Annotated in this window: 22 protein-coding genes; 16 read left to right on the top strand and 6 right to left on the bottom strand. The window is 73.5% G+C overall.

Going from position 1 to position 25,392, the window contains the following annotated elements; all coding sequences use genetic code 11:
- Positions 1–17: 17 nt before the first annotated feature.
- The 3 genes from DSM104329_RS16745 to DSM104329_RS16735 are packed head-to-tail and all read right to left on the bottom strand — an operon-like array spanning position 18 to position 6,081.
- Positions 18–1,667: an AMP-binding protein gene (locus DSM104329_RS16745; protein ID WP_259310990.1), complete on the bottom strand. Its 1,650-nt coding sequence runs from the start codon at positions 1,665–1,667 to the stop codon at positions 18–20.
- Positions 1,667–3,961, bottom strand: a complete 2,295-nt coding sequence (locus tag DSM104329_RS16740) for a hydantoinase B/oxoprolinase family protein (protein ID WP_259310989.1) — start codon at positions 3,959–3,961, stop codon at positions 1,667–1,669. Before DSM104329_RS16740 ends, DSM104329_RS16745 begins: the two co-directional genes overlap by 1 nt.
- Before the next feature lie 11 nt (positions 3,962–3,972).
- Positions 3,973–6,081, bottom strand: a complete 2,109-nt coding sequence (locus DSM104329_RS16735) for a hydantoinase/oxoprolinase family protein (protein ID WP_259310988.1) — start codon at positions 6,079–6,081, stop codon at positions 3,973–3,975.
- A gap of 101 nt (positions 6,082–6,182) precedes the next feature.
- Here DSM104329_RS16735 and DSM104329_RS16730 point away from each other — a divergent pair, with 101 nt between their 5' ends.
- The 12 genes from DSM104329_RS16730 (at position 6,183) to DSM104329_RS16675 (ending at position 18,572) form a co-directional block, all read left to right on the top strand.
- Positions 6,183–7,235, top strand: coding sequence for an alcohol dehydrogenase catalytic domain-containing protein (locus tag DSM104329_RS16730; protein WP_259310987.1), 1,053 nt, complete (start codon positions 6,183–6,185; stop codon positions 7,233–7,235).
- On the top strand, positions 7,235–7,927 hold the full coding sequence (locus DSM104329_RS16725) for an SDR family oxidoreductase (RefSeq protein ID WP_259310986.1): 693 nt from the start codon (positions 7,235–7,237) through the stop codon (positions 7,925–7,927). Before DSM104329_RS16730 ends, DSM104329_RS16725 begins: the two co-directional genes overlap by 1 nt.
- A complete protein-coding gene (locus tag DSM104329_RS16720; RefSeq protein ID WP_259310985.1) occupies positions 7,920–9,404 on the top strand; it encodes a methylmalonyl-CoA mutase family protein in 1,485 nt (494 codons plus the stop codon). The genes DSM104329_RS16725 and DSM104329_RS16720 overlap by 8 nt, the downstream gene beginning before the upstream one ends.
- Positions 9,401–9,820: a cobalamin-dependent protein gene (locus DSM104329_RS16715; RefSeq protein WP_259310984.1), complete on the top strand. Its 420-nt coding sequence runs from the start codon at positions 9,401–9,403 to the stop codon at positions 9,818–9,820. The genes DSM104329_RS16720 and DSM104329_RS16715 overlap by 4 nt, the downstream gene beginning before the upstream one ends.
- Positions 9,820–10,485: a nitroreductase family protein gene (locus DSM104329_RS16710; protein ID WP_259310983.1), complete on the top strand. Its 666-nt coding sequence runs from the start codon at positions 9,820–9,822 to the stop codon at positions 10,483–10,485. Before DSM104329_RS16715 ends, DSM104329_RS16710 begins: the two co-directional genes overlap by 1 nt.
- Positions 10,482–11,456: a thiamine pyrophosphate-dependent dehydrogenase E1 component subunit alpha gene (locus DSM104329_RS16705; protein ID WP_259310982.1), complete on the top strand. Its 975-nt coding sequence runs from the start codon at positions 10,482–10,484 to the stop codon at positions 11,454–11,456. The genes DSM104329_RS16710 and DSM104329_RS16705 overlap by 4 nt, the downstream gene beginning before the upstream one ends.
- A complete protein-coding gene (locus DSM104329_RS16700; protein WP_259310981.1) occupies positions 11,441–12,436 on the top strand; it encodes an alpha-ketoacid dehydrogenase subunit beta in 996 nt (331 codons plus the stop codon). Before DSM104329_RS16705 ends, DSM104329_RS16700 begins: the two co-directional genes overlap by 16 nt.
- A complete protein-coding gene (locus DSM104329_RS16695; RefSeq protein WP_259310980.1) occupies positions 12,433–13,794 on the top strand; it encodes a dihydrolipoamide acetyltransferase family protein in 1,362 nt (453 codons plus the stop codon). Before DSM104329_RS16700 ends, DSM104329_RS16695 begins: the two co-directional genes overlap by 4 nt.
- Entirely contained in the window at positions 13,794–14,633 is an 840-nt protein-coding gene (locus DSM104329_RS16690) for an SDR family NAD(P)-dependent oxidoreductase (protein ID WP_259310979.1), read from the top strand. Before DSM104329_RS16695 ends, DSM104329_RS16690 begins: the two co-directional genes overlap by 1 nt.
- Positions 14,634–14,767: 134 nt before the next feature.
- The gene (locus tag DSM104329_RS16685) at positions 14,768–15,319 is read left to right on the top strand and encodes a (2Fe-2S)-binding protein (RefSeq protein ID WP_259310978.1); all 552 of its coding nucleotides are present in this window, start codon (positions 14,768–14,770) and stop codon (positions 15,317–15,319) included.
- Positions 15,316–17,733 carry a xanthine dehydrogenase family protein molybdopterin-binding subunit gene (locus DSM104329_RS16680; protein WP_259310977.1) on the top strand — a complete coding sequence of 806 codons (2,418 nt, stop codon included), beginning with the start codon at positions 15,316–15,318 and terminating at the stop codon, positions 17,731–17,733. Before DSM104329_RS16685 ends, DSM104329_RS16680 begins: the two co-directional genes overlap by 4 nt.
- Positions 17,730–18,572 (top strand): FAD binding domain-containing protein, encoded by an 843-nt coding sequence (locus DSM104329_RS16675; protein WP_259310976.1) that lies wholly within the window; start codon positions 17,730–17,732, stop codon positions 18,570–18,572. The genes DSM104329_RS16680 and DSM104329_RS16675 overlap by 4 nt, the downstream gene beginning before the upstream one ends.
- Positions 18,573–18,810: 238 nt before the next feature.
- On the opposite strand, the gene DSM104329_RS16670 is transcribed toward DSM104329_RS16675, so the two are convergent.
- Positions 18,811–20,172, bottom strand: a complete 1,362-nt coding sequence (locus DSM104329_RS16670) for an IPT/TIG domain-containing protein (RefSeq protein ID WP_259310975.1) — start codon at positions 20,170–20,172, stop codon at positions 18,811–18,813.
- A 183-nt stretch (positions 20,173–20,355) separates the two neighbouring features.
- On the opposite strand from DSM104329_RS16670, the gene DSM104329_RS16665 reads away from it, so the two are divergent.
- Positions 20,356–20,844 carry a DUF1269 domain-containing protein gene (locus DSM104329_RS16665; RefSeq protein ID WP_259310974.1) on the top strand — a complete coding sequence of 163 codons (489 nt, stop codon included), beginning with the start codon at positions 20,356–20,358 and terminating at the stop codon, positions 20,842–20,844.
- Positions 20,845–20,876: 32 nt separating this feature from the next.
- Here the strand turns inward: DSM104329_RS16665 and DSM104329_RS16660 are convergent, their stop codons facing one another.
- On the bottom strand, positions 20,877–22,514 hold the full coding sequence (locus tag DSM104329_RS16660; protein WP_259310973.1) for an HAL/PAL/TAL family ammonia-lyase: 1,638 nt from the start codon (positions 22,512–22,514) through the stop codon (positions 20,877–20,879).
- A 48-nt stretch (positions 22,515–22,562) separates the two neighbouring features.
- Between DSM104329_RS16660 and DSM104329_RS16655 the strand changes: the two genes are divergently transcribed.
- A complete protein-coding gene (locus DSM104329_RS16655) occupies positions 22,563–23,027 on the top strand; it encodes an Lrp/AsnC family transcriptional regulator (RefSeq protein ID WP_259310972.1) in 465 nt (154 codons plus the stop codon).
- On the opposite strand, the gene DSM104329_RS16650 is transcribed toward DSM104329_RS16655, so the two are convergent.
- A complete protein-coding gene (locus DSM104329_RS16650; RefSeq protein ID WP_259310971.1) occupies positions 23,008–23,799 on the bottom strand; it encodes a PaaX family transcriptional regulator in 792 nt (263 codons plus the stop codon). The two genes, DSM104329_RS16655 and DSM104329_RS16650, sit on opposite strands and share 20 nt — an antisense overlap.
- A 70-nt stretch (positions 23,800–23,869) precedes the next feature.
- On the opposite strand from DSM104329_RS16650, the gene DSM104329_RS16645 reads away from it, so the two are divergent.
- Positions 23,870–24,925, top strand: a complete 1,056-nt coding sequence (locus DSM104329_RS16645; protein ID WP_259310970.1) for a uroporphyrinogen decarboxylase/cobalamine-independent methonine synthase family protein — start codon at positions 23,870–23,872, stop codon at positions 24,923–24,925.
- Positions 24,922–25,377, top strand: a complete 456-nt coding sequence (locus DSM104329_RS16640; protein ID WP_259310969.1) for a PaaI family thioesterase — start codon at positions 24,922–24,924, stop codon at positions 25,375–25,377. Before DSM104329_RS16645 ends, DSM104329_RS16640 begins: the two co-directional genes overlap by 4 nt.
- The last annotated feature ends 15 nt before the right edge of the window (positions 25,378–25,392 follow it).

Below are 25,392 nucleotides of genomic sequence, written 5' to 3'. Positions count from 1 at the left end.
CGTCGGTCCGGGCGCACCTATTCCCCGGTGAAATGCTCGCGCAGCCGGAACTTCTGGACCTTGCCCGACGGCGTGAGCGGCAGCTCGTCGACCACGCGCAGGTGGGCGGGCACCTTGAACCGCGCGATCCGGCCGCCGAGCGCTTCGCGCACCTCGTCGAGCGTCAGCGTCGTGCCGGGCCGGCAGCGCACGTAGGCAGCGACCTCCTCGCCGTAGCGCTCGCTCGGCACGCCGACGACGCCGACGTCGGCCACCTGCGGCAGCTCGCGCATCGCGTCCTCGATCTCCGCCGGGTAGATGTTCTCCCCGCCGCGGATGATCATCTCCTTCACGCGGCCCGTGATCGACACGTATCCGTCGCCGCTCATGCGCCCGATGTCGCCGCTGTGCAGAAAGCCGTCGGGGGAGATGGCGCGCGCGGTCGCCTCGGGCTCGTCCCAGTAGCCCTTCATCACCAGCCACCCGCGGGTGCGCACCTCGCCCTCGGCGCCGATGGGGACCGGCTCGAGCGTGGCCGGGTCGACGACGTCGACCTCCACGTGCGGCAGCGGCTGCCCGCAGGTCGCGAGCTGGAGCTCCTCGGGATCCGCCGGCGAGCTCTGGCACATGACGGGCGAGCACTCGGTCAGCCCGTAGGTGATCGTCATGCCGACGCCCAGCCGCCGCGTCCACTTGCGCTCGAGCTCGACCGGCACGGACGACCCGCCGGTGACCACGATGCGCAGCGAGTCCGGCCACGTGTCCGTGCGCTCCATCTCCTCGTAGAGCGCGATCATCATCGTCGGCACCGCCGAGGCCGACGTGCAGCGCTCGGCCGCCATGGTGCGCACCATGCGGTCGGGCTCGAAGGTCAGCGTCGGCATCTGCGCCGAGCCCGTCGCCACCGAGCCCAGCGTCGACAGGACGCACCCGCCGCAGTGGAAGAACGGCATCGGGTTGCAGTGCCGGCCGCCCTCGGGCAGCATCGCGCGGTGCGCGAACAGCCGCCCGTTGTTCGCCAGGCCGAGGTTGCTGAGCTCGGCGCCCTTCGGAAAGCCCGTGGTGCCCGAGGTGAACTGGATCTGCGAGGTGTCCTGCGGCCGGAAGGTGCGGCGCCGGCGCTCGAGCGCGGCGTCGGGCACGCCGTCCGCGCCGGACAGGAAGTCGCCCCACGACGGGCCCCCCGGCCCGGGCGCCTCGCCGATCGCCACCCGCAGGCGCAGGTCCGGTAGGTCCTTGCCCGCCGCGGCGAGAATGTCCCACAGCGAGACGCCGCGGTTCTCCGGAAGCGCGAAGCACGCCGCGGCGCCGACCTTGCCGAGCACGAAGGAGACCTCGCGCGATCGGTACAGCGGGTTGAGCGGGACCACGACGACGTTCGCGTAGGCGGCGCCGAACTGCAGTTCCAGCCACTGCGGCACGTTCGTGGCCCAGACGCCGACGCGGTCGCCCGGCTCGAGCCCCGCCGCGACGAGCGCCTTCCCGGTCCGCCACGCGCGGTCACGCAGCTCTGCGTACGTCCAGCGCTCCTCGATGCCGCGGTCGGCGTACGCGCTGTAGACGATCGCCTCGTTGTCGGGCCAGCGCTCGACCGACTCGTCGAGCAGGTCGGCCACGGTCATCTCGCGCACCTTCGGCTCCTCGGCCGGGTCGGGGACCCAGTGCGACATCCCGTCGACGACCGCCATCAGTCGATCCGCAGCTCCGTGAACGGCGGCTCGGCCGGGTAGGCGACCTCGGCGGCCAGGCGCACGCCGCAGCCCGGGCACGCGAACTCGCGCCACACGACGTCGTCGTCGACGAAGTGCCCGACGTCGGGCCAGTCCGGGGCCAGGTCGGCCAGCGGGCGCTGCACCATCGCCATGCCGGCCTTGGGGTCGCCGCCGAGGTCGCCGAGGGTCGTGCCGCAGCGCGCGCAGCCGAGCGTGCGGGCGGCGCGGTCGATCACGTACGCGTCGCCGATCGACTCCTCGCCGCCCCCCGAGGCCCGCGGCGCCGCCAGGGCGTCGACGGGGCGCCCGGCTTCGGCCAGCCGCGCCTGCAGGCGCCGTTCGCGCTCGCGCGCCGTCGCCTCGGCGTCGACCGCCCCGGCGTCGTCGAGCACGGCGCCGTAGTCGCGCCGCGCGCCGTCGCGGGTGACGGCGCCCGACGCGACGTCCGCCGCGACGAGCTCGGCGTCGCGCGTGAGCGGATCGCCGTAGCCGCCGGGGCTGCACCAGTTCCAGTACAGGACGTCGTCCTCGGTGAGCATCATCGCCGGGCCCTTGCCCGCGAGGGCGAGCTCCTCGCCGCCGAGCGCGCTCACGTCCTGCGGCAGCTCGCCGGCGGCGTGCCTCGCGCGCAGCTCGGAGCCCTTGATCACGCGCGTGACGCAGATCGAGCCGAAGCCGCCGCCGAACGTCCCCATCGTCTTCGGGATCGCCTCGACCGTGTAGAGGCCGAGGCCCGCCTCGCCGCGGTGGGCGACGTAGGCGATCTCGCCGCCGTTGCCCGCGCGAAAGCGCCCCGCGCCGCCGGAGTCGGCGTGCTCGCGGCGGAAGAGGTAGAGGATCGGCCAGTCGCTCTCGTAGCGCTCGACGTTCGGCCCGCGGCCCTCGGGGATCCACCAATGGCCGTTGGCGAACTCGCCGTCGCGCCGCCACGTCGCGCCGGTGGCGCCGAGCATGTTGTCGCCCATGCCGCCGACGTAGTAGTCGCCGCGCTGGTTGGTGCCCGCCGTGAAGTGGCAGCCCCACTGCGCGCCGTCGGCGGTCAGGGCGCGGTTGCGCATCGTCTCGTCGCGCGAGGTCAGCAGCATCTTCGTCAGCGCGCCCTGGCTCGTGGAGATCGCGGTCTCCGTCGCGTACACGCCCGCCGGGCTCACCGCGGCGCCCCAGTCGGGCGCGGTGATCGTGCCCGGTTCGGGGTCGAAGACGCAGTTGCGCACCGCGCCGCCGACGCAGCCGAGCTGGTCGGCGAGCATCAGCACGTTGATCGCGCCGAGGATCGCCCCGCGCCACGCGGCGAAGCCGACGTTGATGGCGCCCGCCTGCGGCGCCGTGCCGCGGTTGTCGAACGTGAGCGTGCGGCCCTGCTTGCGGATCGTCGTCTGGACCGGGTACGTGCCCCGGTCGCCGGTCATCGAGACCTCCTGGATCAACCGCTCGGAGAAGGTGCCGTCCGGGATGTGCTCGAGCGCCTCCTCGAACGCCCGCTGGCTGGCGTCGAGGATGCGCCGCATCACGCCCTTGACGACGGCCGTGCCGTACTTGTCGACGAGCGAGAGGATCCGCGCCTTCGCGGCGAGGTTGCCGGCGATCGTCGCCCGCAGGTCGAGCGAGAGGTTCTCCGGCGTGCGCGAGCAGCGCCGGTACAGCGCCTCCATGTCCGGGTCTATCTGGCCGCCAGAGACCATCTTGAACGGCGGGTAGGAGGGCGGGTCCCAGAATGCGTCCATCGCGTTGGGGCAGAACGAGCCGGGCACCGTGCCGCCGATGTCGTTCTGGTGGGAGATGTTCGCCGCCCAGCAGAACAGCTCGTCGTCGACGAACACCGGGCACATCAGGCCGACGTCCGGCTGGTGGGCGGTGCCGACGATCGGGTCGTTGCACAGCCACATGTCGCCGTCGCGCACGCGCTCGCCGCGGTGCTCCATGACGTAGCGCGTCTGGACGTCCAGGAGGCCCGCCATGTACTGCAGGCACGGCCCGTAGTAGAGGAGCTCGGCGTCCTCGGTGAGGATGCACGGCTGGAAGTCGCGGATCTCGACCGTGATGGGGGAGACCGCGAGGTTCTCGATGACGCGGACGTGCTCGGCGTTCGCGTTCCACAGGCCGTGGCGCACGACCTCGTAGGTGATCGGGTCGATGTCGGTGGCGGCGTCGCGGTGCAGCCTGAGGCTGTCGGGGGCCCTGACCTCCCGGCTCGGGATGTACGCGTGGGTGACGCCGTCCCAGAACCCCTCGGGACGCTCGGTCGTGGTGGTGGCGGTGTCGGTGGCCATGACGCGCTCCCTCAGTGCAGCCGCAGGACGAAGTCGCCGGTCTCGCGGCGTTCACAGGTCGATCCGGGCGGCACGACGATCCCGGTGATGGCGAGGTCGACGACCGCCGGGCCCTCGACGACGCGCCCGGCCGCGAGCGCGTCGCCGCGGAACGCCGGGGTGTCGACGGCGCCCGCGCCGCGCTCGAAGTACACGGGCCGCGAGCCCTTCTCGGCGGGGCCGTCGGCGATCGTCAGGCGGTCGAGGCCGCCGGAGCCCATCGCGATCGCGGGCTCCAGCCGCAGCGAGACGATCTCCAGCCGCGCGCCCGGCAGCAGCGCCGCCTCGCCGTAGCGCTCCTGGTACATCGCGACGAACGCGGCGGTGAACTCGCGCACGCGGTCCTCGGTGAGCGGCTCGTCGGGCAGGCGGAACTCGAGCTCGTGCAGCTGCCACTGGAAGCGCATGCGCGCGTAGCGCCGGAAGCTGAACGCGCCCGGGTCCTCGCGCTCGGACAGCGTCGCGAGCGCCCGCTCCCGCAGCCCGCCGAAGTCGGCTTCGAGCTCCTGTGGGGAGAACGGCTCCTGGCGGACCACGGACTCCTCGAACTGGTAGCGGATGTCGGCCTGCGAGATGCCGAACGCCGACCACACCGACGCCGCCTCGCCGGGCACGACGATCGTGTCGATGCCGAGCTCGGCGGCGTAGCCGACGGCATGGAACGGGCCGGCGCCGCCGTAGGACATGAGCGTGAAGTCGCGCGGGTCGAAGCCCCGGCCGATGATCTCGTTCTCCAGCGCGGCCGCCATCTTCGCGTTGGCCACCTCGACGATGCCCAGGGCGGCGTCGGTGAGCGAGAGGCCGAGCGGCTCGGCGATGCGCTCGCGGATCGCCCGCTCGGCCAGTTCGGGCTGCGGGTGAAAGCCGCCGCGCTCCCCCGACGTGCCGAACGTCGCCTCGGGCGCGATGTAGCCGAGGATGAGATCGGCGTCCGTGACCGTAGGCTCCGTGCCGCCGCGGCCGTAGCAGGCGGGGCCGGGCAGGGAGCTCGCGCTGTGCGGTCCGACGCGCAGCCCGCCGCCGTGGCGGTCGATCCAGGCGATGGAGCCGCCGCCCGCCCCGATCGACACGACCTCGAGCGCCGGGACGCGGTAGCGGAACTTGCCCAGCAGCGTCTCCTCGGCGGCCAGCGGCTCGCCGTCGCGGATGATCCCGACGTCGAAGCTCGTGCCGCCCATGTCGCTGGCGATGATGTTGCCGGTGCCGAGCTGCTCGCACACGCGCGCGCAGCCGATGAGCCCGCCGACCGGGCCGGAGCCGATCGTGAAGATCGGGCGGTCGGCGCCGACGCGCAGCGGGACCATCCCGCCGTGGCACTGCATGATGTGCAGCTCGCCGGCGAACCCGATCTCGGTGAGGCGGTCCTGGACGCCGTCGAGATAGCGGCTCGTGACCGGCCCGACGTAGGCGTTGATGAGGGTCGCGACGAAGCGCTCGTACTCGCCGACCGCCTTGGAGATCTCGCTGGAGATCGTGACGAAGACCCCGGGGGCGCGCGCGGCGACGATGTCCCGCGCGCGCTCCTCGTGGGCGGCGTTGCGCACCGACCACAGGAACGCGATCGCGATGGTGTCGACGCCCGCGGCCACGAGCGCGTCGGCCGCCGCCGCCACCCCGTCCTCGTCGAGGGCGACGACCTCGTCGCCGAGCGAGTCGATGCGCTCGGCGATCCCGTACACCCGCTCGGCGGGCACCAGCGGCTCGGGCTTGAACGTCTCGGCCACCTTCAGCAGCGTCTCCGGCGGCTCGCCCGTCGCCCGGCCCATGCCGCGCATGATGCGCACGGTGTCCTCGAAGCCCTTCGTCGTCAGCAGCCCGATGCGCGCGCCCTTGCGCTCGACGACGATGTTCGTCGCGACCGTCGATCCGTGCGAGATCAGGCGGTCCATGCGCGTGTAGACGCCGCCGTCGTCGAGGCCCAGCTGGGCCGCCGCCGCGTCGATCGAGCCGAAGAAACCGGAGCGGAACGAGTCGTCGGGCGACGACAGCGCCTTGCCGTACGCGACGCGCCCGTCGTCGGCGATCAGCACGCAGTCGGTGAACGTTCCGCCGATGTCGACACCGCAGGCGAACCCGGACATTCGCGCTCCTCTTTCGATCGTCGGCTCCCTCTTTGGACCAACCTACGAGAGCCCGGCGCGACGCTAGCAGTGGGTCGGGCGACCGGTTATAGGGTCCGGGCATGCTCGCTGTGCGTTGGCACAACCGCCGCGACGTGCGCCTTGACGAGGTGGACCTGGAGTTGCCGCTCAGCGCGGGGATGGTGGAGGCGGAGGTGCGCTTCTGCGGCATCTGCGGAAGCGACGTCGGCGAGTACGCGCACGGGCCGTTCGCCATCCGCCCCGGCCGGACGCACCGGCTGAGCGGCCAGGAGCCGCCGGTCACGCTCGGCCACGAGTTCTCGGCGCGGATCACCGCGGTGGGACCCGGCGTGACGGAGGTCGCGGTCGGCGACCGCGTGGCCGCGGACGCGTGCTGGCGCTGCGGGGTGTGCGCCGCATGCCGCTCGGGCCAGTACAACCTGTGCCCGTCGTCGGGCTCGATCGGCCTGTGCTCCGACGGCGCCTTCGCCCCGCTGGTGCGCTTCCCGGCCTACGCGGCGATCCCGTTGTCCGACGACGTCTCCGACGAGGCGGGCGCGCTGCTCGAGCCGCTGGCGGTCGGGCTGCACGCGCTCGATCGCGGCGGCGCGCGGGCGGGCGAGCGGGTCGTGGTCCTCGGCTACGGCCCGATCGGCGCGACCACCGCCGCCGTGGGCGCCGCGATGGGGCTCGACGTCACGGTCAGCGAGCCGCATCCGGGCCGGCGGGCCCGGGCCGAGGCCGCGGGCCACGCCGTGATCGCGCCGTCAGGGACGCCGCGCGAGGTCGCGAAGCATGTGCGCGAGACGGTGGGCGAGGTGCGGCTCGTCGTCGACGCCAGCGGGGTGCCCGCCGCGCTCGAGGCGGCGCCCGACATGACCGTGCGCGGCGGCACGATCGTGCTCGTCGGGCTGCCGAAGACGCCGCCGGCGATCGACCCGGCGCGTCAGCTCGTCCTCTACGAGCGCACGCTCGTCGCCAGCCTCGGCTACGCGCACGACCTCGAGCGCGTCGCCGCCATGATCGCCGCCGGCGCGCTCGACGCCGAGGCGCTCATCACCCGGCGCGTCGGCCTCGAGGACGTGCCGGGCGAGCTCGAGCGCCTGGCGACCGATCCCGGCGACGACCTCAAGGTCCTTGCCGAGGTCGGCTGATGCGCGCGCTGGTCACCGGCTCCAACGGCGGGATCGGGACCGCGCTCGTGCAGCGCCTGCGTGACGACGGCTTCGACGTCGTCACGCTCGACGTCGCCCCGCCGGCGGATCTCGTCCTCGATCTCGAGCGCGACGACGTCCCGGCGCTCGACGACGCCGACGTGTGCGTCTCGAACGCCGGCCTGACGACGATCCTCTCGCCCGCGCACCGCATGAGCCGCGAGAAGTGGGAGCGCGACCTGGCGGTGAACCTCAGCGGCAGCTTCCGAGTCGTGCAGGCGTGCCTGGGCGGGATGCGCGCGCGGGGGTTCGGCCGCGTCGTCGTGATGTCGAGCGTGAGCGGCGCGTTCGGCGCCCCCGGGCAGGTCGCCTACGCCGCGTCGAAGGCGGGCCTCGTCGGGATGGTCCGCACGATCGCCGCCGAGAACGTGCGCCGTGGGATCACCGCCAACGCGGTGCTGCCGGGCATGATCGGCACCCCGGCGGCGCTCGGCATGCCGGCCGAGGTCGTCGACCGCATCGGCGGCCGGCTCATGCCGATGGGCCGGATGGGGCATCCCGAGGAGGTGGCCGCCCTCGTCGCGTTCCTCGTCTCCCCCGCCGCCGCGTACATCACGGGTCAGGCCATCGGCATCGACGGCGGCGCCGCGCTGAACACCGTCTCGCTGGGGAGGCCGGGCGCCGATGGCTGAGGCCGCCGCCCGCCCGCGCCGCGAGCAGATCGTTCGCGCGCTGTCCGGCGAGGGGCCGGCGTCGCGCTCCAACGAGCAGTTCCGCTACCTGCTCGACCACGGGGCGACGGGGCTCGACGTGATCGGCGACGCCCCGACCGAGGCGTTCATGGACCCCGACCACCCGCATGCGCGCCACGCGGTCGGCAATCAGGGCGTCTCGATCTGCCGGGCCGCGGACTTCCGCGCGCTCTACGACGGCATCCCGCTCGAGCGCGTCAGCGTGTCGCACTCGCTGCCGTCGGGGTTCGCCGCCGCGGGCCTGTACCTCGCGGCGCGCGACCACGCGGTCGACCCGGCGGTGCTGCGCGGCTCGGCCATCCTCGGGCCGTTGTTCGTGGAGGACACCGGCTACGCCGCGAACCTGCCGCTCGAGCTGCACCTGCGGCTGGCGTGCGACTCGATCGAGTTCTGCAGCGAGCACATGCCGAGGTTCCACCCGTTCGTCGAGGACACGTACTACATCTCCGACGGTAGCGTGGAGGCGGTCGAGGAGATGGCGCTCGGGTTCGTCGAGATCCGCGAGGTGGTCCGCCGGCTCGTCGCCCGCGGGGTGGCGGTCGACCGGTTCGCGCCGCGGATCGCCCTGCTCGTCAACTGCCGCATGGGGTTCTTCGAGGAGATCGCGAAGATCCGCGCGTCGCGGCGTCTGTACGCACGCATGATGCGCGACGAGTTCGGCGCCCGGGACCCGCGCTCGCTCGACATCAAGGTGGCCGCGCACACCTCGGGAGCGACGATGACGAGCGCCCAGCTCGTCAACAACGTCGTGCGCGGGGCGATCCAGACGCTCGCGCTGACGATGGCCGGGGTGCGGGCGATGGAGATCTCCGCGTTCGACGAGGCGGTCCGCACGCCGTCGCGCGAGGCGCACATCGTCTCGCTGCGCACGCAGCAGATCGTCGCGCTCGAGACCGACGTCGCCGACGTCGAGGACCCGTTCGCCGGCTCGCACCACGTCGAGGCGCTCACCGACGAGCTCGAGCGCGCGATCGAGGCCCGCGTGCGCGAGATCGAGGGGCTCGGCGACATCGCGGACCTCTCGTCGCAGGGCTACTTCCGGGCGATCTTCGCGGAGGCGATGGTCGACCGGGCGCGGGAGATCGACGACGGATCGCGGCCGGTGGTCGGCGTCAACGCGCACCGCCTGGCGCCCGAGGACGACACGCTGCTGCGCGACATCGCCGAGAAGCGCATCGAGCCGTACTACGACGTCATCGACGAGGTCCGCGCGTGGAAGGCCGCGCGCGACGTCCCGACGGTGGCGGCGGCGCTCGACGTGCTCGAGGACGCGGCGCGGTGGCGCGAGGCCAACCTGATGCCGGCGCTGGTCGCCGCGCTGGAGGCCGACGCCACGATGGGGGAGTGCACCGGCGTCATGCGCGAGGCCTACGGCGCGCCGTACGACCCGCTGGGCGGCGCGGAGCGTCCGCGGTGAGCGACCCGGGGCCGCCGATCCGCGCGGTCGTCACGGTGCTGGGGCTCGACCAGCACGAGGCGGGGGCGCTCGCGGTCGCGGCGCTCCTGCGCGACGCCGGCTTCGAGGTCATCTACGCGGGCCGGTTCAACCTGCCCGCGACGGTGGCGGCGATCGCCTCCGACGAGGACGCCGACGTCGTCGGAATCTCCTGCCATTCGTGGGAGTTCCTCTACTACGCCCAGGAGCTGGCCGAGATGCTGCATGACCTGTCGCCGCCGGTGCCGGTGGTGGTCGGCGGATCGGTCGTCACCGCCTCGGACCGCGACGAGGTGCTGGCCAAGGGCATCGATGCCGCCGTGCTGGCGAGCGCGGAGCGCGACGAGATCGTCGACGCGTTCCGGCGGCTCGCCCGCCAACGCCAGGGGGCGCGCTGATGGAGCTGCGCGAAGCGATGACGACGCTCGGCACGTGCCGGCGGTTCCGGCCCGAGCCGGTGCCCGACGAGGTGCTGGCGCGGGCGGTGGACGCGGCGCGGTTCGCGGCGTCCGGCGGCAATCGCCAGCCGGTGCGGTACGTCGTCGTGCGCGACGCCCGGGCCCGCCGGCAGCTCGGGGAGTGGTACCGCGAACCGTGGCTCGCGTACTACGAGCGTGCCCGCGCGGGGGGTCAGGGCGGGCACCGCGTGGGCGGCGAGCGCGCGGCGCGGATGCTCGAAGAGGCCAACAGGTTCGCGCTTGCCTACGGCGAGCATCCGGCGATCGTGGTGGTGTGCGCGCGGCTCTCCGATCTTTTCGCCACGGACACGGGACTGGACCGGTTGAGCATCGTCGGCGGCGCGTCCGTGTATCCGACGGTGCAGAACCTCCTGCTCGCGCTGCGCGAGCAGGGCGTGGCCACGGCGATGACGACGCTGCTGTGCGGGGCGTACGACGAGCGGGTTCGCGCGCTGCTCGGGATCCCTGACGAGTTCGTCAGCGCCTGCCAGGTCGTCGTCGGCTATCCCGAGCGGCCGTTCCCGCGCCGGCTGACGCGGCTGCCGGTCGGCGAGCTGCTCTTCTCCGAGCGCTTCGGCGCGCCGCTGGAGGTGCACGCGCCGTGACGACGGCCACGCTCCCCGACGGCCTGGATCACGCCGGGCTCGTCGAGCTCTACCGCCAGGTCGTGACGATCCGCGCCGCCGAGCTGCGGCTGCGCCGGCACGTCGAGGAGGTGGGCTTCGGCGGGTTCTGGCATCCCGGGATCGGCCAGGAGGGTCTGCAGGCGGCCGCCGTCGCGGCGATGGAGCCGCGCGACCGGCTGTTCTACGCGCACCGCGGGCTCGGCTACGCGTACGCGAAGGGCATGTCGCTCGACCTGCTGTTCGGCGACCTGCTCGGGCGGGTGACCGGGTCGACGCGGGGCAAGGGCGGCGGCACCGTGCACTTCGCCGATCCCGAGCTCGGCGTGATGGGGCAGGGCGGAACGCTCGGGTCGAACTTCGTCCTCGGCGCGGGGACGGCGGTGGCGTCGCAGCTGCTGGGCGACGGCCGCGTCACCGTCGTGTTCTTCGGCGACGGCGCGGCGGCGCGGGGGACGTTCCACGAGGCGGGCCTGCAGGCCGCGGTGTGGAAGCTGCCGCTCGTCTGGGTCTGCGAGAACAACGGCTGGGCGATCTCGGCGCCGATCGCCGAGCAGAGCCCGACCCGCGACATCGCCGACCGCGCCGCGGCCTACGGCGTGCCGGGGGTCGTGGTCAACGGGCAGGATCCGCTGGCGGTGTTCGCCGCGGCGCACGAGGCGGTGGCCCGCGCACGGGCCGGGGAGGGGCCGACGCTCGTCGAGGCCAAGACGCTGCGCATACGCGGGCACTTCGAGGGCGACCGCCAGCCGTACCGCGACGATCTCACCAACCCCGACGAGATCCCCGACGACCCGGTGCCGAAGCTGCGCGCGCTGCTCGGCGACGACGGGCGCGCGGACGCGCTCGACGAGGGCGCCCGCGCCGAGGTGGAGGAGGCGTTCGACCGCGCGCTCGCGGCGGAGCGGCCCGACCCGTCCGTGGTGCTGCGCGACGTGTGGGCGGACGGGTGATGGCGGCGCTGAGCTACGCCCGGGCGATCAACGCGGCGCTCGCCGAGGAGATGCGCCGCGACGAGCGCGTGTGGATGATGGGGCAGGACGTCGGGCGCATGGGCGGCGTCTTCGGCGTCACGCGCGGGCTGATGGAGGAGTTCGGCGCGCTGCGCGTGCGCGACACGACGATCAACGAGACGTTCATCGTCGGCGGCGCGGCGGGCGCGGCGCTGGCGGGGACGATCCCGGTCGTCGAGCTGCAGTTCGCGGACTTCCTGTTCACGGCCGGCGACGAGGTCTTCCACAAGCTCGCGAAATGGCGCTACATGCACGGCGGGGCGTTCGAGATGCCCGTGACGCTGCGCCTGCCGACCGGGCTGGTCGGCGGGGCGGGAGCCGAGCACTCGCAGTCGCTGGAGGCGTTCGGCATGCACGTGCCGGGGCTCAAGGTCGTGCTGCCGGCCACGCCGGCGGACGCCAAGGGGCTGCTGAAGACGGCGATCCGCGACCGCGATCCCGTGCTGTTCTTCGAGCACAAGGGCCTGTACCGGGTCAAGGGCGAGGTACCCGACGGCGACGACGTGCTCGTGCCGTTCGGGCAGGCGGCGGTGGTGCGCCCGGGAGCGGACCTCACCGTGGTCGCCACCGGGCTGATGGTGGGGCGGGCACTGGAGGCGGCGCAGGCGCTTGCCGCGGAGGGCATCGAGCTCGAGGTGATCGACCCCCGCACGCTCGTGCCGCTCGACATGGAGACGATCCTGGCCTCGGTCGAGCGGACGGGACGGGCGCTCGTCGTGCACGAGGCGGTACGGACCGCGGGGGCGGGCGCGGAGATCGCGGCGCAGATCTCCGAGCGGGCGTTCTTCGCGCTCGACGCGCCGGTGTGGCGGCTCGGCGCACTCGACACGCCGATCCCGCAGGACCCGGAGCTCGAGCAGCTCGTCATCCCGAACGTCGACGCGATCGCCGGCGCCGCGCGCGAGCTGAGGGCGCTGTGACCGTCCGGATGCCGCAGATGGGCGTGTCCGTCGAGGAGGGCGTCGTCACCGCCTGGCATGTCGCCGTCGGGGACGCGGTCGCGGAGGGCCAGGCCGTCTGCGAGGTGTCCACGGACAAGGTCGACACCGAGGTCGTCGCCGAGATCGCGGGCGTCGTCGGCGAGCTGCTGGCCGCGGAGGGCGAGACCGTGGCCGTCGGCGCGCCGCTGCTGCGGTTCGCCGGTGAGACGGACGACGACGCGCCGGGTGACGACGCCGACGCCGCGCCGGGTGACGACGCCGCGTCGGGTGACGACGCCGCGTCGGGTGACGACGCCGCGCCGGGTGACGACGCCGCGCCGGCCGCCGACGCCGCGCCGGCCGCCGCCTCCGTGTCCGCGCCGGCGACGCCGGCTCCCGCCGCCTTCGACCCGGTCGCCGCCGCCGACGAGGCGCTCGACCGCACCGGCCCGCCGGGCCGCATCGTCGCCTCGCCGGTCGCGCGGCGGCTCGCTGAGGAGCTCGGGGTGGACCTCGGCACCGTCTCCGGGACCGGCCGCCGCGGACGGATCGCCAAGCGCGACGTGCTCGCCGCGCGCGACCAGCCAGGGGCGCCGCAGCCCGGCGCCCCGGTCGCGGCCGGCGACCTTCCGCGCGGCTACGACGACGTCGCGCACGAGATCGTCGCGACGAGCCATCTGCGCCGCGTCACCGCCGCGCACATGATCCGCTCGCGCCAGACCGCCGCGCACATGACGACCGAGGTCGACGTCGACCTGCACCGCCTCACCGCGGCCCGCGCGCGGCTGAACGCCGAGCGCGCCGAGGCGGGCCTGCCCAAGCTCTCGTTCCTGCCGTTCATCGCCCGCGCGATGTGCGCCGCGCTGCGCGAGTTCCCCGACCTCAACGCGACGTTCGAGGTCGAGCGCATGATCCGCTGGCGCCAGGTCAATCTCGGCATCGCGGTCGACACGCCGCAGGGCCTGCTGGTCCCCGTGGCGCGCGGTTGCGAGCAGCTCACGGTCGAGGGGCTCGGCGAGCGCTTCGCCGGCCTCGCCGAGCGCGCCCGCGCGCGCAAGCTCACCCCCGACGACATGCGCGCCGGGACATTCACGATCTCGAACCCCGGCTCGGTCGGCGCCGCCTCCGCGATGGCGATCATCAACCAGCCGCAGGTGGCGATCCTCGGGCTGCCCGTCATCGCGCGGCGGCCGTGGGTCGTCGACCTGCCCGACGGCGGCGAGGCGGTCGTCGTGCGGCCGGTCATGCGCCCGGCGATCACGTTCGACCACCGCGCGATCGACGGCGCGTACGCGACCCGCGCCGCGGTGCACCTGAAGGCGTCGCTCGAGAGCTGGGACCTGGAGCAGTACCGCTGATGAGCCCGGGCGACGGGCCCCGGGTCGCGGTGGTCACCGGCGCGGCGCGAGCGGGCTCGATCGGTCGCGCGATCGCCGCCCGGCTGCTGCGCGACGGGCTGCAGGTCGTGATCTCCGACCTCGGCGGCCCGCTCGACACGCACCCCGACTACGAGTCGGCCGGAGCGAGCGATCTGCGCGACGCGCGCGACGCCCTCGGGGCGCTCGGCGACGTCCACGCGCTGCCCTGCGACGTGCGGCGGGCCGGCGACGTCCAGGCGCTCGTCGACGGCGCCGTCGAGCGCTTCGGCCGCTTCGACGTGCTCGTCAACAACGCGGGCCTCGGCGTCGGGCTCACGCCGGTCGTCGAGCTCGACGAGGCCGACTGGCGGCTGAACCTCGACGTGATGGCGACCGGCGTCTTCCTCTGCTCGCGCGCGGCGGCGCGGCAGATGATCGAGCAGGGCGACGGCGGCCGGATCGTCACGATCGCGTCGCAGGCCGCCAAGACCGGCCTGCCGCTGCTGTCGGCCTACTGCGCCGCGAAGTTCGCCGCCCTCGGCTTCACCCAGTCGCTCGCCCACGAGCTCGGCCCGCATGCCATCACGGTCAACGCGGTGTGCCCGGGCACGGTCGACACGCCGTTGCTGGCGGTGAAGGGCGGGGTGTACGAGCGCTACTCGGCGATGGCCGGGATCACCGAGGAGCAGTACCGCAAGCGGGTGCTGCGCACCATCCCGCTCGGCCGCATGGCGACGCCCGACGACATCGCCCAGGCCGTCGGCTTCCTCGTCTCGCCGGCCGCGGGCTACATCACCGGCGAGGCGATCAACGTCACCGGCGGCCAGGAGATGCACTGACCCGCCGCCGCGCGCCCGGCGACCGCCGGCGCGCAGCGCCGTGGGGAACCGACGATCGGCTTGCGCAGCGCCCCGGCGACTGCGAATGTCCCGGGTCTGAGGTTCGACGTGACGCCCTGAGGAGGAGAGACGACGTGAGCAAGGTTCCGGTCCGCCTGTCCGTCAACGGCAGAGTCCACGAGCTCGACGTGGAGCCTCGGCTCCTGCTCGTGCACCTCCTGCGCGACCAGCTCGGCCTGACCGGGACGCACGTCGGATGCGACACGAGCAACTGCGGCGCGTGCACCGTGCATCTCGACGGCGAGGCGGTCAAGAGCTGCACCGTGCTGGCGGTCCAGGCCGACGGCACGAAGGTCACGACGATCGAGGGCCTGGCCCAGGGCGACCAGCTGCACCCGCTGCAGGAGGCGTTCTGGGAGCACCATGGCCTGCAGTGCGGCTACTGCACGCCGGGGATGATCATGTCGGCCGCCGACCTGCTCGCGCGCAACCCGCACCCGTCGGAGGCCGAGATCCGCACCGGGCTCGAGGGCAACCTGTGCCGCTGCACCGGCTACCACAACATCGTCAAGGCGGTCGCGGCCGCGGCCGAGCACCCGCACGCCGGCGAGATCGACCATCCCGGCCCGACGCCCGAGGGCGCGGCGGTCGGGCGCGCCGTGGCCTCGGAGGGGGCCGGCGCATGACCGCGGTCGAGCAGGCGCCGGGAGGCTTCGTCGGGCGCTCGATGAAGCGCAAGGAGGACCCGCGGCTGATCACGGGCCGCGCGACGTACGTCGACGACATGACGCCGGTCGGCACGCTCTGGGTGGCGTTCGTGCGCTCGCCCGAGGCGCACGCGAAGATCACGTCGGTCGACGCGTCGGGCGCGCTGGAGCGCGACGACGTCGTCGCGGTCTTCACGAACGAGGACATGAGCGACCTGCAGGGCCCGCTGCCGATGGCGTGGGTGCCGCCCGGCGTCGAGCTCAACGTCCCCGAGCACTGGCCGCTGGCCCGTGGCGAGGTCTGCCACGTCGGCGATCCGGTCGCCGTGGTCATCGGCGAGGACCGCTACGGCGTGGTCGACGCCGCCGAGCAGGTCGTCGTCGAGTACGAGCCGCTGCCCGTCGTCACCGATCCCGAGGCGGCGCTGCGCGACGAGACGCTCGTCCACGCCGACCTGTCGTCGAACAAGGTCCACGAGTGGTCGCTCGGCGTCGGCGAGGAGGCGCTGCAGGCCGGGTTCGACCAGGCCGAGGTCGTCATCGAGCGGCGGATCCGCAACCACCGCACGGCCGGCGGGGCGATCGAACCGCGGGCGGTGCTCGCCGAGGAGCGCGCGGGCCACATCACGGTGTGGTCGTCGACGCAGGTGCCGCACTTCCTGCGCCTGTTCCTCGCGATCCTCCTCGGCCTCAGCGAGGAGCGCGTCCGCGTCATCGCCCCGGAGGTCGGCGGCGGGTTCGGCTCCAAGCTGCAGATCTACGGCGAGGAGATCCTCTGCGCCTGGGCCGCGCGCCGGCTCGGCCGACCGGTCAAGTGGTGCGAGACGCGGTCGGAGGCGATGGCGGTCACCCATCACGGGCGCGACCAGATCGCCGACGTCCGCGTGGGCGCCAAGCGCGACGGCACCGTCACCGCCTTCCACGCGAAGATCCTCGCGGATCTCGGTGCGTACATGATGCTGCTGACGCCGACGATCCCGTCGCTCGGCGCGTTCGTGATGAGCGGCTGCTACCGCTTCCCGGCGGTCCAGACCGACATCACCGGCGTCATGACGAACAAGTTCGCCACCGACGCGATCCGCGGCGCCGGCCGGCCGGAGGCGACGCACATGATCGAGGTCGCGCTCGACCAGCTCGCGCACGAGCTGGGGCTCGACCCGCTCGACGTGCGCCGGCGCAACTTCATCCCCGCCGACGCCTTCCCGTACGAGACGGCGATCGGCGTGGTCTACGACTCCGGCAACTACGAGGGCACGCTGGCCAAGCTGCTCGAGCACGTCGACGTCGCGGAGTTCCGGTCCGAGCAGGAGCGCCTGCGCGGAGAAGGCACGTACCGCGGCATCGGCTTCTCGACGTACACGGAGATCTGCGGCCTGGCGCCGTCGCGCGTCGTCGGCCCGGGCGGCTTCGGCCTGCAGGCCGGCGGCTGGGAGTCGGCGCTCGTGCGCGTGCACCTGACGGGCACGGTGACCGTCTACACCGGCACGTCGCCGCACGGCCAGGGCCACGAGACGGGGTTCGCGCAGATCGTGGCCGACCGCCTCGGCGTCGATCCCGAGCAGGTCGAGATCATCCACGGCGACACCGCCACCGGCCCCAACGGGCTCGACACGTACGGGTCGCGCACGCTGGCGGTCGGCGGCGAGGCGGTCGCCCGGGCGACGGCGAAGGTCGTCGAGAAGGCCAAGGCGTTCGTCGCGCACAAGCTCGAGGCGGCCCCCGAGGACATCGAGGTCGTCGGCGGGAAGTTCGCCGTGCGCGGCCAGCCCGACCAGGGCCTCACGCTGGCCGAGGTCGCGGGCCTCGCCTACATCCCCGAGGACATCCCGGAGAACATGGAGCCGGGGCTCGAGGAGGTCGCCTTCTACGACCCGAGCAACTTCGTCTTCCCGTTCGGCGCGCACGCGGCGATCGTCGACGTGGACGCCGAGACCGGGAAGGTCGAGGTCGTGCGCTACGTCGCGGTCGACGACTGCGGCCCGGCGATCAACCCGATGCTCATCGACGGTCAGGTGCACGGCGGCGTCGTGCACTCGATCGGGCAGGCGCTCTACGAGCAGGTCGTCTACGACGAGGCCGGACAGCTCGTGACCGGCACGTTCGTCGACTACGCGCTGCCGACCGCGGCCGAGGTGCCGTCGTTCGAGACCGACCGCACGGAGACCCCCTCGCCGGTGAACTCGCTCGGCGTCAAGGGCATCGGCGAGGCCGGGACGATCGGCGCGACGCCGGCCATCCTCAACGCGGTCATCGACGCCGTGCGCCCGCTGGGCGTCAACTACATGGACATGCCCCTGACCCCGGTCAGGGTGTGGAACGCGATCCAGGAGGCCCGGGGCACCACCCGCCCAAACGCCTCATCCAACGACAACCAGACAGGGGTGGTCCGATGATCCCCTCGGAGTTCGACTACGTCGCCCCCGCGTCCTTCGACGACGCGCTGCGGCTGCTGGGCGAGGGGGGCGAGGACGCCAAGCTGCTCGCGGGCGGGCACTCGCTCATCCCGCTCATGAAGCTGCGCCTGGCGGTGCCGTCGCTGCTCATCGACCTGCGCCACGTCTCCGACCTGCGCGGGATCGACCGGACCAACGGCGACTGGCGGATCGGCGCGCTCACGCGCCATGCCGAGCTGCAGGCCAAGCCCGAGATGGGCCTGGCCTCGGTGGTCGCGGGCACGATCGCCGACCAGCAGGTGCGTAACCGCGGGACGATCGGCGGCTCGCTGGCCCACGGCGACTCCGCGTCGGACCTGCCGACGGTGCTCCTGGCCGCCGAGGGCGCGGTCGTGGCCCGCGGCCCGGGGGGCGAGCGCGAGGTCGCCGCCGGCGACCTCTTCCTCGACTACCTCACGACGGCGCTCGAGCCGAACGAGATCGTCACGCAGGTCCGCCTGCCCGCGCTCGACGGCTACGGCCACGCCTACGAGAAGTTCACGCGGCGCGCCGAGGACTGGGCGATGGTGGGCGTCTGCGCCCTGGTCAAGCGCGCCGGCGACGGCACCTGCGAGGACGTCCGCGTGGCGTTCACGAACATGGGCTCGACGCCGCTGCGCGCGACGGCGGTCGAGGATGCGCTGCGCGGCGGCGCGCTCGACGCCGACGCGATCGCCCGCGCCTCCGAGAACGCCGCCGAGGGGACCGATCCCCCCAGCGACCTGAACGCCACGCCGGAGTACAAGCGCCACCTCGCGCGGGTGCTCACGCGGCGTGCGCTGACGCGCGCCGCGGGCTGAGCCGTTCGCCGACGCGTCACGCCGCGCGGCGGGCGGGCGGGCGGCAGGTACAGGGTGGTGCCGTCGACCGCGATCGGCACGACGCGCAGGTGGCGGACCAGCGGCTCGCGCTCGCGGCCGGCGCGGCGCCGCCCCGACGCAGGGGCACCCGCGCGACCGGGATCGTCGCCCCGGAAAGCACATCGCGCCGCCGGGACCAGGTCCCGGCGGCGCGAAGACTGCTGCGGTCAGCTGCGGCTCAGCGGCGCGACGAGCGACGCGCGGACGAGGACGCCCCGCGGTTGCAGATGTCGCCGCTGCTGAGGTTCGCGTGCGGTGCGACCGCCCGGTAGCGGCCGGCGGCGCTGTTGGAGAAGCTGAAGCGCCCGGTCGTCGTGGTCAGGTCGCTCGACACCCGGCGCCAGCGGCCGCGCGAGCGGACCTGAAGCTGGATCGGGATGCCGGACGCGCACTTCGTGAACCCGTCCGTGGCGGTCACGGATCCACGGGCGCGCGTGCGTGTGAGCGACAGCGACACGCGGCGGCTGTGGATCACCTGGAACGCCGACGAGCTCGACCCGGAGCCGCCCGGCGTCGTGACCTGGAGCGTCCCCGCTCCCGCGCCCGGCGGGATCGTCGCCGTGAGCTGCGTCGGCGAGCTCACGGTGACCCCGGTCGCCGCCGCTCCCCCGACGGTGAGCGCCGTCGCGCCGGTCAGGTTCGTGCCGGTGACCGTGATCTGGGTGCCGACCTTGCCCGACGTCGGCGTGAACGAGGTGATCGTGGGTGGCGGGCTCACGGCGAAGTTCGCCGTGCTGCTCGCTGAGCCGTTCGGCGTCGTGACCGTGATCGGCCCCGACACGGCATTGGCCGGGACGGTGGCGGTGATCGTGGTCGGCGAGTTCACCGTGAACGCCGCGGCCGGGACGCCGCCGAACGTGACCGCGGTGGCGCCGGTGAGGTTCGTGCCCGTGATGACGATCGGCGTCCCCGCCGGACCGGTGGCCGGGGCGAACGACGAGATCGTCGGGCCGTTCGTCGTGACGTCGAGGCTCCATCCGAGGGTGATCTGGCCGGTGTCGCCGGCCGCGTCGTCGAACACGAACAGGTTCCAGGCGCCGTTGGGCACCGTGCCGTTGAAGATGGCCAGCGACGAGCCGTACGGCGGCGGCGGAGCTGGTGCGGGACCGGTGAAGGCGCCGCCGTTCGTCGGGCGGAACGTGCCGGGGACGATCGGGGTCGGCACCGAGTTCAGCGAGGCCTGGTTGAAGGTGATGGTGGCGTTGTTGACGTCCGTGGAGCCGCCGGTGTCCGCCAGCAGGACGACGTTCTGGCCGGAGGGGCCGACGAGGAGGATGTCGACGTCGCTCGGGAAGGTGTGGCTGAAGCCCGTGATCGTCGCCGTCACGTTCGTCACCGCGCCGGTCATGCCGGTCACGTTGATCGTCGAGGGGTACGGCGTGGCCGGTCCCTGGGTCCCGGTGGCCGGGATCCTGATGAGCGTCTGGTTCGGGAAGACCTGCGCTCCGGCCGATGGCGCGAACAGCGCCAGCGCCAGGACCGCCACGAGCAGGGCTGCTCCGAGCCCACGCCTCTTCGTGCCCGGCTTATCCGTATCCATCGATGATCCATCCTCCCGCGAGACAGGTTGTCGCCATTCTGCGCAGGGTTGGCGCATCGGGTCAAGCGCTGCATCCGATCGGTCTTCGGCGTGCAGGCCCGCCTTGAGCGCGGGCGCGGCGTGGTGTTTGATGAGGGCACGCGCTCGGCGCGCGGTCCCTGCATCAACGACAGGAGCTTTCCCGTGAGTGATCTGGTGGCGATCGCCTACCCCGACGTCGCGACCGCGCAGCAGGTGGCCGGCAACCTCGGCGACGCGGTCAAGCAGCATCTCATCGAGCTCGAGGACGTGGTCGTCGTCGAGCGCCGGCAGGATGGCAAGGTCAAGCTTCACCAGCCGTCGATGGCCGGCATCGGCGCCGCCGGCGGCGCGCTGTGGGGCGGCCTGATCGGGCTGATCTTCTTCGTGCCGCTGTTCGGCATGGCGCTGGGCGCCGCGGCCGGCGCGGCGTCCGGCGCACTCGCCGACCACGGCGTCGACGACAAGTTCATGAAGCAGCTCGGCGAGGAGCTCGAGCCGGGCAACGCCGCGCTCATCCTCCTCATCCGCAAGGTGACCGCCGACAAGATCCTTCCCGAGATCAAGGTCCCCGGGACGGTCATCCAGACGTCGCTGAGCGACGAGACCGAGCAGCAGCTGAAGGACGCCCTGGCCGCCGCGGGCCGGCAGTAGCGGCGGGGCAAGCGGGCGGCGGCGGTTCCCGGCTACGTCTGGCCGAGCCCCGCCGCCGCCGTCAGCTCGCCCTCCAGGATCATGTCGGCCGCGATCGCGACGTCGGCGTCGAGGCGCCGGTCGCGCTCGAGGAACGCGACGTCGGCCCGCATGCGCCGGTGTACGGCCTGGGTGCGCGGCGAGGCGAGCTCGACCCCGCGCAGCTCGAGGGCCTGGCACACCGCGATCGCGTGGATCGCCGCGATGTTCGAGGCCAGCTCCGCGATGGTCCGCGCGTCGCGCGCCGCGATCGTGCCCATCGAGACCTTGTCCTGGTTGTGGGCCTCGGTCGAGCGCGAGTGGATCGTCGCGGGGTTGGACTGCTTGAGCGCCTCGGCGGTCATCGCCGAGCAGCACAGCTGCATCCCCTTGAAGCCGTGATGCAGGCCCGCCTCGGGGTCGTCGGCCTGAATCGGCGGGATGAGGTTCGGCGTGAGCCCCATGTTGAACTTCTCGTCGACCACGAGCTCGAGCTGGCGGTCGAGCAGGTCGCACAGGTTCGCGAGCGCGACCTTGAGCGCGTCCATCGCCTGGCCCATGTGACCGCCGTAGAAGTTGCCGCCGCTGTGCACCCGGCCGCCGTCGCAGTCGAAGAGCGGGTTGTCGTCGGAGGAGTTCATCTCGACGGCGATCCAGCGCTCGACCCACTCGAGCGTGTCGCGCAGCATCCCCGTGACGTGGGGCGCGCAGCGGATGGAGTACTTGTCCTGGACCTGGCGGTCGAGCTCGACGAAGCCCCTGCCGTGCATGCCGCCGGCGAAGAGCTCCTCGCTGTCGAGCGCGAGGTCCGAGTCGGCCAGCATCGCGCGGATGTGGCCGGCCGAGGCGACCATCCCGGGGTGCGGCTTGGCCTCGTCGAACAGGAAGGCGTTGAAGTGCCCGCGGTTGCCGAGCAGCGCCTGGGCGGCCATCGCGGTGAGCACGTCGGCCGTGTCGGCCAGGCGCCGGGCGTCGCCCGCGGCCAGGCAGGCGAAGGCCGTCATGAACGACGTCCCGTTGACCATCGCCAGCCCCTCCTTGGCCTCGAGCGCGATCGGCTCGAGCCCCAGCTCCGCCAGGGCGGCGGCGGCGTCGCAGACGCGGCCATCGAACAGAACCTCGGTCTCGCCCGACAGCGCGCGGCCCACGTAGGACATGGGGACGAGGTCGCCGCTCGCCCCGCACGATCCGCGCTCCGGGATGAGCGGCAGCACGTCCGCGTTCAGCAGGGCGAGGAGCTGCTCGACGAGCTCGAGGCGCACGCCGGAGTTGCCCTTCGCCAGGCAGTTGGCGCGCAGCAGCATCGTCGCGCGGGTGACCTCGGGCGACGCGGCGGGGCCGGTGCCGCAGCCGAGGTTGCGCAGCAGGTTCTGCTGCAGGCGATCCGCACGGTCGGGGGCGATCTGGCGGTTCGCGCTGTCGCCGAATCCGGTGGTGACCCCGTAGATCGGGATCTCGCGCTCCAGCAGGTCTTGCTTCAGCGCGCGGGCGGCGCGCACACGGCGGGCCGCGGCCGCGGAGACGCGCACGATGCGCCGGCGGCGCGCGACGGCCAGCACGTCCCCGATCGTCAGCGAGCCGCCGTCGAGCTCGAGGACCGCGGGCGGCTCGGGGCGCTCGAACCGGGCGCCGGGCAGCGTCGTGACGGCCATGACGCGAGTGTCGCGCTCCGGTAGCGTCTGGCAAGCGAGACGCACTCCATGGTCCCCAAGACGCAGCTCAGCCGCCCTCTCGACGACACGGATCGCAGGATCATTGCGTTGCTGCGCGAGAACGCCAAGCGCACGTTCGCCCAGATCGGCGAGCAGGTGGCGCTTTCCGCGACCGCCGTCAAGCGCCGCGTCGACCGCCTCGAGCGCGACGGCGTGATCACGGGCTACACCGCGATCGTCGAGCCGAGCCTGATCTCGCCCGCCGTCGAGACGGTCATGGAGATCTACTGCGCGGACCGCACCTCGCCCGCGGACATGCACGCCTCGCTGCACGACGTCGAGGAGATCGTCACCGCGTTCACCGTCTCGGGCGACGCCGATGCGCTCGTGCGAGCCCGCGTCGACTCGATCGACCACCTCGAGAAGCTCGTCGAGCGCCTGCGCCGCGACCCGAACATCGTCCGCACGCGCACGATGATCGTCCTGTCGACGATCATCGACCGGACGCACTGATCGCGTCGAGTCCCGCCGCCGCGCGGGCTGCGGGCCCGCGCAGGACGCGGTCGACGCGCGCGAACACGGCGGCCGTGTCGACCGCCGGCCACCCCCCGGGCAGGTAGCGCAGCGGCAGGCGGGGGTCGGCGGCGCGCAACTCCAGCCAGTCGGCGTTCAGCAGCATCTGCTCGGCCAGCGGATCGGCGCCGGGGGACGGGCGGTCGCGCCAACGCTGGGCGAACGCGCGGTAGCGGGCGGCGAGCGCGTCGAGGTCGAACGCGTCGCGGACCAGCTGCTCGTCGGTGGTCGGCGCCAGGGCGCGCGACCGGAACGCGCGCAGGCCGTCGGGCTCGCCGCCGAGCAGCGCGGCGACGTCGACCTCCCGCGGCGAGAGCCACAGCCCGTCGATCTGCCCGAAGCCGGCCCACCGCAGCCGGGACTGCAGCGCGCGGCGGTCGCGCCGGCGCGCCTCCGGAACCGTGAAGCGCAGGAGCGTCCACGCCCCGTCCCACGGCTCGTCGAGCGGGCCGTACACGCGCGCGTTGCCGTCGCGCAGGACCGCCGTCGAGCGCTCGGTCAGGCCGACGTAGACCCGGCGGCCGCGGCGGTGGCGGGCGAGGAGGTCGCGGCGGGCCATGCGGCTGAGCGTGGTGCGTGCCGCGTGCTCGGCCACGCCGGCCCGGCCGAGGACGTCGACGACGCTCTGCGAAGCGACCGCGATGCCGCGGTCCAGCACGTGGACGGCGAGGAACGCGAAGAGCAGGGGCTGAGGACGGACGGGGGCCGGCACGGCCGCCAGCCTAGCTAATGTTAGGCATCAAGTTGACGTGACCGCCAAAGAATGACTATCGTGGCTGGCCATGAGCAATGACCAGCCCTGCGGGGCGCTGCTGGTGGGCAGCGTGCCGCTCGAGACCGCCGAGGCGGTCTTCCGGACGGCGGCCGAGACCCTCGGCGACCGCCTCTCCCGCATCCCCGACGGCGAGACCGGCGACCGCGCCGGCTGGGTCGCGTGGCAGGGGCGCACGTTCAAGCTCCCGGGGTTCGAGCTCGTCAAGCCGGGCCCTGACACGTATCCGCCGACGCCGCGCTTTCGCCCGCTTCCCGGCACCGATCCCGCCGCCGCCGAGTTCGGCGAGCTCGGCTACGCCGCGGCCGCGCTGGACTCGTACGCCACGTTCGCCCGCCTGCGCGACGAGGGCGCCGTCCCGGCGGGCACGCGCTTCCAGGTCAGCCTCCCGACCCCGCTCGCGCCGGTCGCGATGTTCGTCGTCGACGAGGCGCAGGCCGCGGTGGAGCCGCCCTACGAGGCGCGCATGCTCGACGAGCTCGACCGCATCCTCGGCGCGGTGCCGCACGAGGACCTCGCGATCCAGTGGGACGTCTGCATCGAGGTCTGGATGTGGGAGCGCTGGCTGCCCGCGCCGTTCGCCGGCGTCGAGCAGGGGATCGTCGAGCGCGTCGCCCGGTTGTCCGACGCGGTGTCCGCCGGCGTCGAGCTCGGACTGCACCTGTGCTACGGCGACTTCCGCCACGAGCACTTCCACCAGCCTACGGACGCCGGGGTCATGGTCGACATCGCCAACCGCATGGTCGCCGCGACCGCCCGGCCCGTCGACTGGGTCCACCTGCCGGTCCCGATCGACCGCACCGACGATGCGTTCTTCGCCCCACTCGACCGCCTGGTCCTGCCGCCGGACACCGAGGTCTACCTCGGCCTCGTCCACAGCCGCGACGGAGTCGAGGGCACGCGCGCCCGGATCCGGACCGCCCAGGAGCATCTGCCCGCGTTCGGCGTCGCCTGCGAGTGCGGCATGGGGCGCCGGCCGGCGGGCCGCGGGGGAGACGACGAGGGCCTGCGCCGGCTGCTGGCCACCCACGCCGAGGTCAGCGCGCCGCGCGGGGTGCCGGCATGACCGGGATCGCGCCCGACGAGCACCGTGAGACGCTCGGCATGGCCGACGTCCTCGAGCGCTATCCCGTTCCCGGCCCGCGCAGCCTCGACGGCGTGCTCGGCTTCCGGCTGACCGAGATCGGCGAGGACGAGGCGCGCGGCGAGGTCGAGGTGACCGATCGCGTCTGCCAGCGCTTCGGCGTCGTGCACGGCGGGGTCTACGCCGCGCTGGCCGAGGTGACCGCCAGCGAGGCGACGTTGGCCCACGTCTGGCCCCGCGGCGACGGCGCGATGGGGCAGTCGAACAACACGAGCTTCCTGCGACCGTGCCGGTCCGGGACCCTCCACGCACATGCCCGCGCCCGGCACCGCGGCCGCACGACGTGGGTCTGGGACGTCGATCTGCTCGACGACGACGGCCGGCTGTGCGCCAGCAGCCGCGTGACGATGGCGGTGCGCCCGCGCCCGGACTGAGCCGATGCGCCCCGC

The organism is Capillimicrobium parvum, from assembly GCF_021172045.1.
GTDB classification, from domain to species: domain Bacteria; phylum Actinomycetota; class Thermoleophilia; order Solirubrobacterales; family Solirubrobacteraceae; genus Capillimicrobium; species Capillimicrobium parvum.
This window is presented reverse-complemented; position numbering and strand designations above follow the sequence as displayed.

What these genes read in the sequence shown, in the direction of transcription:
- DSM104329_RS16680 (WP_259310977.1), top strand. Translation starts at nt 15,316, where the DNA reads ATGACCGCGGTCGAGCAGGCGCCGGGAGGCTTCGTCGGGCGCTCGATG.
- DSM104329_RS16730 (WP_259310987.1), top strand. Translation starts at nt 6,183, where the DNA reads ATGCTCGCTGTGCGTTGGCACAACCGCCGCGACGTGCGCCTTGACGAG.
- DSM104329_RS16640 (WP_259310969.1), top strand. Translation starts at nt 24,922, where the DNA reads ATGACCGGGATCGCGCCCGACGAGCACCGTGAGACGCTCGGCATGGCC.
- DSM104329_RS16720 (WP_259310985.1), top strand. Translation starts at nt 7,920, where the DNA reads ATGGCTGAGGCCGCCGCCCGCCCGCGCCGCGAGCAGATCGTTCGCGCG.
- DSM104329_RS16735 (WP_259310988.1), bottom strand. Translation starts at nt 6,081, where the DNA reads ATGTCCGGGTTCGCCTGCGGTGTCGACATCGGCGGAACGTTCACCGAC.
- DSM104329_RS16670 (WP_259310975.1), bottom strand. Translation starts at nt 20,172, where the DNA reads ATGGATACGGATAAGCCGGGCACGAAGAGGCGTGGGCTCGGAGCAGCC.
- DSM104329_RS16690 (WP_259310979.1), top strand. Translation starts at nt 13,794, where the DNA reads ATGAGCCCGGGCGACGGGCCCCGGGTCGCGGTGGTCACCGGCGCGGCG.
- DSM104329_RS16675 (WP_259310976.1), top strand. Translation starts at nt 17,730, where the DNA reads ATGATCCCCTCGGAGTTCGACTACGTCGCCCCCGCGTCCTTCGACGAC.
- DSM104329_RS16725 (WP_259310986.1), top strand. Translation starts at nt 7,235, where the DNA reads ATGCGCGCGCTGGTCACCGGCTCCAACGGCGGGATCGGGACCGCGCTC.
- DSM104329_RS16710 (WP_259310983.1), top strand. Translation starts at nt 9,820, where the DNA reads ATGGAGCTGCGCGAAGCGATGACGACGCTCGGCACGTGCCGGCGGTTC.
- DSM104329_RS16740 (WP_259310989.1), bottom strand. Translation starts at nt 3,961, where the DNA reads ATGGCCACCGACACCGCCACCACCACGACCGAGCGTCCCGAGGGGTTC.
- DSM104329_RS16660 (WP_259310973.1), bottom strand. Translation starts at nt 22,514, where the DNA reads ATGGCCGTCACGACGCTGCCCGGCGCCCGGTTCGAGCGCCCCGAGCCG.
- DSM104329_RS16655 (WP_259310972.1), top strand. Translation starts at nt 22,563, where the DNA reads ATGGTCCCCAAGACGCAGCTCAGCCGCCCTCTCGACGACACGGATCGC.
- DSM104329_RS16645 (WP_259310970.1), top strand. Translation starts at nt 23,870, where the DNA reads ATGAGCAATGACCAGCCCTGCGGGGCGCTGCTGGTGGGCAGCGTGCCG.
- DSM104329_RS16745 (WP_259310990.1), bottom strand. Translation starts at nt 1,667, where the DNA reads ATGGCGGTCGTCGACGGGATGTCGCACTGGGTCCCCGACCCGGCCGAG.